The organism is Kitasatospora sp. NPDC101155, assembly GCF_044768305.1.
In the GTDB taxonomy this organism is placed as follows: domain Bacteria; phylum Actinomycetota; class Actinomycetes; order Streptomycetales; family Streptomycetaceae; genus Kitasatospora.
In genome coordinates this window covers 262,649-273,265 of the sequence record NZ_JBIWPN010000011.1, presented here as the reverse complement: position 1 = coordinate 273,265, position 10,617 = coordinate 262,649, and the positions used below count along the sequence as shown (strand labels likewise).

Annotated in this window: 9 protein-coding genes and 1 pseudogene; 7 read left to right on the top strand and 3 right to left on the bottom strand. The window is 68.4% G+C overall.

What is annotated here, in order from left to right; all coding sequences use genetic code 11:
* The first annotated feature begins 146 nt into the window (after positions 1-146).
* Positions 147-350: a hypothetical protein gene (locus ACIRYZ_RS19395; RefSeq protein ID WP_402945708.1), complete on the top strand. Its 204-nt coding sequence runs from the start codon at positions 147-149 to the stop codon at positions 348-350.
* A gap of 329 nt (positions 351-679) precedes the next feature.
* Positions 680-845: pseudogene (locus tag ACIRYZ_RS19390) on the top strand (SDR family oxidoreductase); the annotation flags it as partial.
* Positions 846-1,119: 274 nt separating this feature from the next.
* On the opposite strand, the gene ACIRYZ_RS19385 reads toward ACIRYZ_RS19390, so the two are convergent.
* The gene (locus ACIRYZ_RS19385; protein WP_402945707.1) at positions 1,120-1,686 is read right to left on the bottom strand and encodes a hypothetical protein; all 567 of its coding nucleotides are present in this window, start codon (positions 1,684-1,686) and stop codon (positions 1,120-1,122) included.
* The gene (locus ACIRYZ_RS19380; RefSeq protein ID WP_402945706.1) at positions 1,683-2,522 is read right to left on the bottom strand and encodes an alpha/beta hydrolase; all 840 of its coding nucleotides are present in this window, start codon (positions 2,520-2,522) and stop codon (positions 1,683-1,685) included. Before ACIRYZ_RS19380 ends, ACIRYZ_RS19385 begins: the two co-directional genes overlap by 4 nt.
* 212 nt (positions 2,523-2,734) lie before the next feature.
* Between ACIRYZ_RS19380 and ACIRYZ_RS19375 the strand changes: the two genes are divergently transcribed.
* Together ACIRYZ_RS19375 and ACIRYZ_RS19370 are read left to right on the top strand one after the other, a co-directional pair.
* Entirely contained in the window at positions 2,735-3,871 is a 1,137-nt protein-coding gene (locus tag ACIRYZ_RS19375) for a PP2C family protein-serine/threonine phosphatase (RefSeq protein WP_402945704.1), read from the top strand.
* A gap of 92 nt (positions 3,872-3,963) precedes the next feature.
* Entirely contained in the window at positions 3,964-4,749 is a 786-nt protein-coding gene (locus ACIRYZ_RS19370) for a phosphodiester glycosidase family protein (RefSeq protein WP_402945702.1), read from the top strand.
* A 1,022-nt stretch (positions 4,750-5,771) separates the two neighbouring features.
* Here the strand turns inward: ACIRYZ_RS19370 and ACIRYZ_RS19365 are convergent.
* Positions 5,772-6,233, bottom strand: coding sequence for a hypothetical protein (locus tag ACIRYZ_RS19365; RefSeq protein ID WP_402945700.1), 462 nt, complete (start codon positions 6,231-6,233; stop codon positions 5,772-5,774).
* A 198-nt stretch (positions 6,234-6,431) separates the two neighbouring features.
* On the opposite strand from ACIRYZ_RS19365, the gene ACIRYZ_RS19360 reads away from it, so the two are divergent.
* The 3 genes from ACIRYZ_RS19360 to ACIRYZ_RS19350 all read left to right on the top strand — a co-directional run.
* On the top strand, positions 6,432-7,565 hold the full coding sequence (locus tag ACIRYZ_RS19360; RefSeq protein WP_402945698.1) for a hypothetical protein: 1,134 nt from the start codon (positions 6,432-6,434) through the stop codon (positions 7,563-7,565).
* Positions 7,566-7,720: 155 nt separating this feature from the next.
* On the top strand, positions 7,721-8,743 hold the full coding sequence (locus ACIRYZ_RS19355) for an NAD-dependent epimerase/dehydratase family protein (protein WP_402945696.1): 1,023 nt from the start codon (positions 7,721-7,723) through the stop codon (positions 8,741-8,743).
* Positions 8,744-8,756: 13 nt separating this feature from the next.
* The coding region (locus ACIRYZ_RS19350; RefSeq protein ID WP_402945694.1) for an NB-ARC domain-containing protein at positions 8,757-10,617 on the top strand (1,861 nt) is incomplete at its 3' end.

Genomic DNA, 10,617 nt, shown 5'->3' with positions numbered 1-10,617 from the left:
GCGTCTTGATCTGAGCTAGCGTCAGCCTCGTCGTACGAACGGACGGTTCACCCCTCCTACCAAGGGGTTCGCGGATTCCGCTCCGTCCGCCGTGCGACGTGCAACGAATCGGACTGGACACGTCACACTCAAAAGGACCGAACAGCATGCAAGTTCAGACGTCCGCTCTGCTCACGGCCGGGGTCGTCGCCCTGGCCTTCTTCGCCCTGGTGGGCTCCCTCGTGTGGATGCTGCGGGGGACGCGGCGGCCGGTGGCCGTGCTGGCCGTGGTGGTCACGCTCCTCGGGGCGCTGCCCGCGATCCTGTACGTCTTCTCGGTGATCGCCGCTTCGGCGGGCAGCGCCGGCTGACCCGACGCCTCTGCGGCGCCACCCGAAGTACCCGAGGTAAATGAGGTACCCGAACCGCGCGCACCGCGCCGTCGCTCCGTCCGGGCGGAGCCGGCCGCCGGTGTCGCGCGGTTCGGTCGTTCCCGCCTGAGCGATCCCACCCGAGCGCCCCCTCCCGAACAGCCCTGCTTGAGCGTTCCTGCGCAGCGGCTCGAGGCAGAGCCCGAGCCGAAGGGCCCCATGCTCAAAACTGCACTCATGATTGACATGAACCGCCCGAAGCAGCAAGGCGCTGTTTCGAAACGCCAGCGCGGCGACAACCGGCCGCTGTGGATCTGCCTGCAACTGTTCCCGCGCGCCGCCCCGGCGAGCCGCACGAGGTCGCGGAGGCCATCGCCTGGCTGCTCTCGCCCGCCGCGTCCTTCGTCAACGGGGCGGTGCTCACTGTCGACGGCGGTGTGACGGCCGTCGACCCCCGGGACCGTCGCGTTCGACTTCCGCGTCGAACCACGCAGCTCGTCTGCGGGCTGGTCCGGCTCTTCGCACATGACGAGTTCGGATGAACTGGTGATGCGACCGGTACCCCGGTGGGGTGCCTCATCAACCGAGGAGTCCAAGCACACCTGCTCGAACTTCTCGGCATCAACCCGACCCCGCTGGCTGGAGACCTAAAACCCCATGTGCGAAGCGCGGGGCTAGTCAGTGGTTGCGACGCCCGTGGCGGGGACCGGTGAGACGAATCGCCGAGCCCGCCCGGCCCGAGGAAGCCGGGCCGGGCGGGCTCCCGGTGTCAGTGCGACCAGTAGGGGTCGTCGACCGTCGCGCACTCCGCCTTGATGGACTCCGGTGGCCCCTGCGCGAATCCGCCCGAGCCGTCGGGCTCGGTGGAGTCGGCGACATCGACCACGGAGACATGCAGCTCGGCGCAGCCGTCCGCGCCCATCAGGAACTGGAGGTGCTGCTGCGAATCCTTCACCTCCAGCAGCCGCTGCTCACGTCGAACCACGTACCCCTTCGCGGTCCAGAGTTTCTGCACCTCGTCGAGTCGCTCATTCTGCTTCCCCGGCCCGATCCGGACCCGGCCCCATTGCTCGGCCAGCAGTTCCGCGCGGCCGGTCTTCTTGCATCCCTGGGTACCGCAGAACCCAGTGGTGTCGGCCAGGCTGTAGTACCTCACTTCGGTCCACTGGAGTCCCGGGTGGAAGGCCCCCGCGACGTCGGCGAGCTCGGCTTCGATCCGGCGCTGTGCCTGGTCGACCGGCACGGTGGGTTTCTCGGGCTCCGGCCAGGCGTACCAGCCGATCAGGAGCGCCAGCAGTACCGCCGGCACGGTCACGCGCCATACCTTGGCTCTCACCTCGGGTCCTCCCTGGTGATCGTGTTCCCGTGGCCGCTCACGATCTTCCCGATGTTGGGGAGCGAGTCGCCGCCCTTGTCGTGCTTCCCGAAGTAGTTGTCGTGGGAGTCGGTAATGGTCCCGTCCGCCACCGAGAAGCGCTGCGCGCCGAAGCTCTGGCTCGCCGGGTCCGTGCCGTGCCACAACCCGTCGGGATTCGTGATCGCCTCGTACGCGGCCCAACCGGGAACGAACATCCCGGGCGCGGGCGCCATCGCGACGGGGTCGTGCTTGGCCGTGCCGACGTACACGTGATCCGCACCGATCCCGAGCTGCGATGCCTTGTCCACCCCGACACCCGGGCTGCCGACCAGGACGATGTCGTCGACGGGCAGGCCACCGGGCTGCTGGGTCGCTTTCCCGACCACCAGGGAGCCGTAGCTGTGCCCCTGCGCGGTCATGTGTGCCGGCGCGCCCTCGTGGGTGGCCCGGAGTCCGTGGAGGAACTTGTTGTACGCGGCTCCGCCCTCCTCCGCCCGGTCCTGCATGAGCACCGAGGAGCCGGTGCCCTCCAGCTGCGGGGCGTCGTACCCCAGCCAGAACACGGACGCGACGCTCGGGGGCACGTCACCGTTGGCCGTCGCAGCGGTCGTGGCTGACTGGTAGATGCGCTTCGCCGTGGAGGCGTTGCCCGCTCCGACGCCTGCCAGAGTGCTGTTCAGCCCGGGCACCAACGACGAGACGTTCTTGGCCTTGTCCGGGTCGCCCCAGGACAGGATCGCGCGGCCCTGCCCCTGATCGCCGATGCCCAGCAACAGCAGCGGCGGCTCGGAGCCCCCCGCGTCAGGATCTGCCATGCATGCCCCCCCATGCGTTCGGACCGACGACCGGCCAGCCCGTGTGTTCGAAAACTAACGACGGCGGGGTAGGCCTCGGACGCTTGGCTTCGATCCTCTACCTGGTCGACAACGGCTTCTGAAGTGCGGGGACCGGCGTAACGGGGTCGACCGATGTCCAGCGCCAGAGTCGGCGGCTGGTTGTGGCGATTGGTCTCGATAAAATATGGAGTGTGATCATCAGTGATCGGCTGCGGCGTCGCCGTCCTCCCAACGGCCGGTGGGAGCCAGCTCTGCTGGCGCCGCTGATTCTGACCATCGTCGTCGCTGGCCTGGCGTTCGCCACACCCAGGAAAGTCGCCTTCAGCCGTATCCTGACCGCCGCGCCAGCCCTAGCCGCGTCCATGTGGCCCGTGCTTCCCACCGTCCTGCTGGGGATGCTCTGCCTTCTGATCATGATCGGCCTCGGCCTCGTCTATCCGGACCTGGGGACGTGGTACACGGTGGCGGCGATCTTTGCCGTCACCGTTGCGGCCGCGTACGCGAGCCACATCCGGCTCCAGCGGGAGAAGACCCTCAGCCACGTCAGACTCGTCGCCGACGCGGCGCAGGAAGTGGTCATGCGTCCTTTGCCGCGCTCCGTCGGGTGCATCGAGATCGAGTCGCTGTATCTCGCGGCGGCGGCGCAGGCCCGCATCGGCGGCGACTTCTACGAAGCCGTCGACACACCGTACGGGGTTCGACTGCTCATCGGCGATGTGCGAGGCAAGGGCCTGGCGGCGGTCGGGGCGGCGGCGGCGGTGGTCAACTCCTTCAGGGAGGCTGCCTACGACGAGCCGGACCTGCGCGACGTCGCCCGGCGCCTGGAGACCAGCAGTATCCGACACAGCCTTGCGTTCCCCACCCAGGACGCGTCGGAGAGCTTCGCCACCGCCATTCTCGCCGAGATCCCGAACAACGGCGGCCGCATCAGACTTCTCAACTGCGGGCATCCCCCGCCGCTGCTCCTGCACGCCGGACAGCTGGACATCCTGCGGCCCACGGCTCCCTCGCCGCTTCTCAACCTCGCGGAGCTGATCGGCGAAAACTACAGCGTCGAATCCGTCCGTTTCACCCCCGGCGACCTGCTGCTTCTCTACACAGACGGTGTGGTCGAGACCCGCAACCGCACCGGAGCGTTCTTCCCGCTGCCGGACTGGATGCGGCGGCAGACCCCAGCCACGCTCCGCGAGCTTCTCGACAGGCTTCACCAGGACCTCCGCAACCACAGCAACGGAGGACTCGACGACGACATCGCGGTGCTCGCCGTACGCCTGCGCGAACACCCGGACCGCGAAGATCCTCGTCCATCCGGTTCGGGTGTCGCCTGACGACCGGAGTCGGCACACGACGACCAGGACAACCCCCGGTCGGTCACCCGGCGTCCGTGCGTCCCGTCGGTGGCCGGCGCGGATGGGGGCCGGTGCGGGAGCGCGTGGGCCTGCGCGCTTGGCACACCTCGCTGGGGCCGGGTGCGGACTCCACCCCGGTCCCCGGGTTCCCCGCGAACACCCCCACCGACACCGACCCGGGTGTTGAGGTGCTGTTCGACTCGGCCGGCGCGGTCACCGCCTGCTACAGCCCCACGGCCACGCCCGGCGGCATCGTCTCCACCGCACCGCGCGGCGGCCACACCATCCCGTCCGGCGGCCGCGCCCTGCAGGACATCGGTGACGGCGCCACCTGGCGCTGGAACAACGCCTGCAACGGCCAGCAGCTCGGCCTGCACACCGTCATCACCGACGCCCGGTTCGGCGACACCATGGCCGACACCTGGTTCGGCCAGGCTCCGGCCGACACCACCGACCAGCCGATCGACCCGGCCATGTACGTCACCGGCGGCGGCGACGTCCTGCTGCGGGACGCCTCGGTCGTCTACCAGCTCTCGCCCGACACCGAATCGCCTACCTGGCGCACCGCGGCCGGCACCGACGGCTGGGGCCACCTGGTCCTGGTCACCATCGAGGGCAACCGCGGCAGCACCGCCCCGCTGTCCGGCGGCGCCACCCGCACCGAGCTCACCCAACTGCTCAAGGCCCTCAACCTGGTTGACGCCATCAATCTCGACGGTGGCGGGTCCACCAGCCTCAACATGCGCGACCAGAACGGCAACGAGCCCGCGCTCACCAGCACCACCGAGTCGTCCCCGCGCAACGTCGCCGACACCGTCTACGCCGGTGTGGGCGGCAACGGCCTCGCCGCGCGATAGCCGCCGGGAGCACCACACCTGCAGGTGGCGAAATGAACGGATATCGGCGAAGGAGTGAAGATGTGATTTCCGTTCGGACATTAATCTACCGCCAACGATTGCCCGAGTTTTCAGAAATACGCAGTCATCGCATTTGGGTAATGCTCGTCGAATGGGGGCTGGGAGAGAGCGATACGAGCAGGGTGGGGGCGGTCCGTATGCGGCTGGATAGCCGCTACGCTGGCCGCGGGGGCGCTGGTCGGGGTGGGGTTTGCTCCGGCGAGCGCCGCGGTGACGGCGGGGGCTGTCAGTACGGAGCATGGGCGGGCTCCGGTGGGGTCGACGATTGCCGCAGGGCCTGACGAGCTCGCGGTCGCGGACGCCAAGCGCACGGGGAAGGCGGTCGAGGTCGGGGCGAAGCGGACCGAATCCAGTGACACGGTGGCGCAGCCGGATGGGCGGCTGGTGACGACGACGTACGTCCAGCCGCAGTGGGTGCGCAAGAACGGGAGCTGGGTGGATATCGACCCGTCCCTTACCGAGTTGCCCAGCGGCGCAGTGGCAGCGAAGGCTGTGACGGCTGATGTGGAGTTCTCCGGAGGCGGCAGTGGCCAGCCGCTGGTGCGCATGGCGTCGGCGGGGCGGGAGTTGAAGCTCAGTTGGCCAAAACCGTTGCCCAAGCCGGTCGTTCGGGACAGTACGGCCGAGTACCGGTCGATCCTGCCGGACGTGGACCTGCGGCTGACCGCGACACGCACCGGCTTCACCCAGATCGTCGTCGTGCACTCTCCGGAGGCCGCGAAGAGCCCGGAGCCCCAACGGCTTCGACTGGGGCTCCAGGGTGACGGCCTGACCATCAAGCAGGCGGCCGACGGCTCGCTGACGGCCGTCGACAAGGGCGCCGGCGGCACGGTGTTCGAGGCTCCGACACCGGTGATGTGGGACTCCTTGGGCAAGGCGGCACAGCCGGACACGCAGGAGTCCGACGCGGCCGCCGCACCCGCCTCAGCGCACGCGGCCGCGCGCCGGTCGTCCCGGATCGCTCAGGCTTCGTGGCGACGAAGGTCGCCGTGCAGGGTGATATCTCCGACCGTGCCGGTGTTGGTGATGTTCAACCCGCCGGTGTTGGCCGAGAAGGCCGATCCGGTGCCGACCGCCGCTCCGCCCTGCGACGGTGCGTCCGGCAGCACGGCCTGGAGCTGCGCGACCAGGGCCCGCATCTCCCCGATCGCGTCCGGGCGTTCCTCCAACAGGTCGGCGAACCGAGTGCGCCAGACGAGCAGCAGTGCCCCCCGCACCTGATCCTGGTGGTCCTCGCCGGCCTGTTCCAGTTGCGTTGCGACCTCGTCGATCCGGGTGGCCACGAGGCGTTCCCGCTCGGCCTCACCCCGCCCGAGCAGCCGCATGAATCCGGCCCGGGCTCCTTGCCATGCGTCGGTCGCAACGGCGTTGACCAGCGCCAGTGCGCCGGTCGATGCCAGTTCGGTGATCAGCTCGCCGGACATGATGCCCCCACTCGACGGATGTTGACCCTATCACACAACTACTCTATGGCTACGAGGGGTTGACGGTCAGTCGGCACTCGTCCACAGTCATGGTCGTGGTCACGGCAAGGGGCGGTGCCCTCGCCTCCTCCTCCGGCCGGGAAAGTCGAGCGTTTCCTTAAGGCGCGGCAGGGGTACCGTGGCGACGTGGGGGTGTCAGTGAACGGAAACCTCACCGGTCTCTGGCTGGGAGATGACAAGGCGATCTATTATATTCGCCATCATCTGGGGAAAATCTGGTGGATCGGCCTAAGTGCGGACTCGCCACTCGGCGTCAATGAGTTCCATCCCGGTGTGAGATTCGCCAATGTGTTCTGCGGCCGCATGGTGGGCGACATCGTCGTCGGCGAATGGGCCGATACTCCGCGCGGTGGAATGCCACAGAACGGCATCATCAACTTGGTGGTCGCGTCGGACTCGGAGCTGCGGGCAGTGAGCGAAGTCGGCGGATTCGGCGGAACGTCGTGGCGCCGTGCCGAAATGCCGACGCGGATCAATGTGACGGAACGGGTCGCCGAATTCGATCGCACCGACTCGAAGCGCGGCCGAGTGTATGCGGAGACCGCGGTTGTTCAGGGCGTGGTCGTGACGGAACCGTCCGTGCTCGACGGTGACATCGTTCTGTCCATCAGACCGGACCGTGCACTGTCCCGACTGCCCGAGGTGCCGGCCCGGCTCGTCGATCAGCCGCTGCGGTGCCGGATCCCGGGTCTCACCGGTTCGGCCTTCCTGCCGGGCTGGAAGCAACGTGACGGAAACAGTGTGCTGTTCAGCAACGGACAGCCGGTCAACGGTGACGTCGTCGTGGTGCCCGATGGATCCGTCCGGATTCTCGGTCGGAGGGTCACTCCGGGCACAGAAGTCCGACTCTCCGGTTTTCTCTCAGCGCAGCGAGGGGAACTCGAACACCGCGCTGAGGCTCAGTCCGGTGACGAGGCCGTGCTGCTCGGTCCGGTGTATTCGATCGACATCATCGAACCGATTGCCCGGGGAACTCTCACCGGTACGTGGGCGGGGGATGACCATGGCACGTATTACCTCCGTCAAGTCGGTCATACGCTGTGGTGGATGGGCCTGAGCCACGATCAGGGCCGATCGTTCAGCAATGTGTTCTGCGGCGCCGTCGTGCGAAACGGTGACGGGGTTGAAGTGGTCGGAGACCTGGTCGACGTGCCGCTGGGCGCGCGCCAGGACGCCTCTCGACTCACCTTGGTTTCAGCGGAGAACACGATGCTGACGGCGACGGGCGGGTCCGCGAAGTGCTGGAAGAAGCTTTCGGACAACTCGAAATAGCACCAGACGCATAGGCGCTCCGATCCGAGCTCCGGCGAACTGCCCCATAGCGGTGGAATCCTCATGGGCATCGCCTGGGTCTGCGTGTGCACGGCACATGGTCCGCGCCACATTCCGCGGGCCTCTGGGACTTCACCGGAAGGATGTAGCTGAGAGTGGCAAAAATCCTTGTCACCGGCGCCGCCGGCTTCATCGGCGGTTATCTCGTCCAACAGCTCCTCGCCGACGGTCACGATGTGGTCGGGCTCGACGACCACTCCAAGTACGGTCCGGTCAGCCGCTCCTACGACCATCACCCCCGGTACCGCCTGGTCGAGGGCGATGCGTCCGACGCCGCCGTGGTCGAGGAGTTGCTGGACGGCCGGGACCACCTGATCGCCGGCGCGGCCCGGATCGGCGGCATCTCCTACTTCCACGCATATCCCTACGACCTGCTCGCCGCAAATGAACGGATCATCGCGAGCACCTGCGACGCGGCGATCCGCGCCCACCGGTTCGGCCGGCTGCGCAAGGTCACCTACATCTCGTCGTCCATGGTCTTCGAGTCCACGGACCACTGGCCGTCGCGCGAGGGGGACCAGCTGAAGGTCCCGCCGCCCGGCTCCTCCTACGGGTTCCAGAAGTTGGCCACCGAATACTTCGCGCGGGCCGCCTGGGACCAGTACGGCCTGCCCTACACCATCGTCCGACCGTTCAACTGCGTCGGGGTGGGCGAGCTCCGCGCGCTCGCCCAGGCCACGAGCCTGTCCGGCAACACCAAGCTGGCCATGTCCCACGTCGTGCCGGATCTCGTGCAGAAGATCGTCAAGGGCCAGAGCCCGCTGCACATCCTGGGCGACGGCAGACAGGTCCGGCACTACACCTACGGCGGCGACCTGGCCCGCGGAATCGTCATGGCGATGGAGCACGAATCGGCGACGAACGAGGACTTCAACCTCTCGACCGCCGAGTCGACGACGGTCCTCGAACTCGCCGAACTCATCTGGTCGAAGCTGAGGCCCGGCGTACCGTTCGAGGTCGTGAACGACTCGGCCTTCGAACACGACGTCCGGATGCGGGTGCCCGACGTGTCGAAGGCGCGCGACATGCTCGGCTTCACGGCCGGGGTGGGCCTCGAGGAGATGCTCGACGAGGTCATCCCGTGGGTGGTCGGCGCGGTCGAGACCGGCCGGCTGTAGGGAGGGAGGCGGTATGAGTGCCGAAGCGTCCACTCCCACCGGCGACGTCAGCCAGCACAACCTGGGCGGGATCAACGTCGCCAACACCGGCGTCATCCAGACGGTCGTCGTTCACGCGGGCGTACAGCCGTTCGACACGCCGCTGTGGATGGCGCCACCGCCGTCCGGGCCCGTCGTCCCGAGGCCCGCACTCGAGGCGGCGCTCCGAGGCGCACTGCTGTCCGACGATGGTGGTCCGGTCGCCGTCACCACGGCCTTGGAAGGCGCCGGCGGCTTCGGCAAGACCACGCTCGTCGCTCACTTGTGCCTCACTGATCAGAGTGTTCGCGAGCGATTCACCGGTGGCCTGCTGTGGGTGACACTCGGTCAGAAAGTGGCCGGCACCGACCTGGCGGCCAAGGTCAACGGTGTCTGCGGGCTACTGTCCGGCCAGGAGTTCACCAGTCCTGACCCGCAGCAGGCCGGATTTCGGCTCGGCGCCCTGCTCGGTCAGCGGCCCGACACCCTCCTGGTGATCGACGACGTGTGGCACCCGGCGCAACTCGCGCCCTTCCTCATCGGCGCCCCGCGCTGCCGACGGATCGTCACCACGCGTAGTGCCACTGTACTTCCGCGTTACGTCTCGTCGATACTGGTCGATGCGATGGAGAACGACGAAGCTGTTCAGGCGTTGACACAGGGTCTGCCCGGTCTGCCGCAGCCGACGGTCGACCGGCTGATGGAGCTGACGGGGCGATGGCCCGTACTGCTCTCGTTGGTGAACGCCGCATTGGCGGAGTCCGTGCGGCAGGGAGCCACCGTCGCGCAGGCAGGTGCCTGGGTGCTCGACCGGCTGGTTTCCGAAGGGCCCGCAGCGCTCGACGTAGGCGATGCGTCGAGCCGGGACCAGGCCGTGGAAGCGACCCTTCAGGCCAGTCTGGACCTCATGGACCCGCAGGAGCGGGAGCGTTACTTCGAGCTGGCGATCTTCCCCGAGGACATCGCCGTTCCCGGCTACGTGCTCGCCGCGCTGTGGTCCGAGACCGGTGGACTGGGCAAGGCGGCGACCGATCGGCTGAGGTCACGACTGACCTCGCTGTGCCTGGCGTCGGGAACCTGGGAGGACGGCCCGGCGCTGAGGCTGCACGACGTGCTGCGCGGCTATCTCCGGCACCGGCAGGGGGCCGCCTGGCTGGCGGAGCGGAACCGGACCTTGATCGACGCCCTCAGGGCGATGGCACGGCCGTCTCCCGGCGCGCCGGAGGACGACGGAACCGCATGGTGGCGGTTGCCGGATGAGGCGGGCTACCTGTGGCGGAACCTCGCGTACCACCTGGCGGAGGCGGACGCCCGGACGGAACTGACCGACCTGGTCTGCGATCCGAGGTGGCTGCTGGCCCGGATCGAACGGGACGGACCGGTCGCGGTCGGCGGCGACCTGGCCCTGTCCGGTGCACCGGCCGCAGCGGAACTGCACCGTGTCGTCGGGCAGCAGGCACCTCTGCTGGGCCGGCTCCAGCCAGGGCTGGCGGACACCCTCCTGTCCCGGATCCCCGTCACCGATCGGACCGAACAGTTCCACGGTCGAGCGGCCCGCGTGCTGCAAGGGCCGCGGCTGACACCTTTCTGGCCGCTCCCCGACCTGCCGGACCCTGATCTGGACCGGACGCTGGAGGGCCACACCAGCGCGGTGCGCGCATGTGCCGCCTCGCCCGACGGCCGCTGGCTGGCTTCCGCGGGGTTCGACCGCTCCATCCGGATCTGGAACGTCACGACGGGCTCGCCGCGCCAGGTGCTCGACGGTCACACCGGCTGGATCTGGGAGTGTGCCTGGACACCGGACGGCGGGTCGATCGCCTCCGCGGGTGACGACGGTTCGGTGCGGGTGTGGGATG

Excerpts from the sequence above, each read along its gene's own strand:
- ACIRYZ_RS19365 (WP_402945700.1), bottom strand. The coding sequence starts at position 6,233 with ATGTCCGGCGAGCTGATCACCGAACTGGCATCGACCGGCGCACTGGCG.
- ACIRYZ_RS19395 (WP_402945708.1), top strand. The coding sequence starts at position 147 with ATGCAAGTTCAGACGTCCGCTCTGCTCACGGCCGGGGTCGTCGCCCTG.
- ACIRYZ_RS19380 (WP_402945706.1), bottom strand. The coding sequence starts at position 2,522 with ATGGCAGATCCTGACGCGGGGGGCTCCGAGCCGCCGCTGCTGTTGCTG.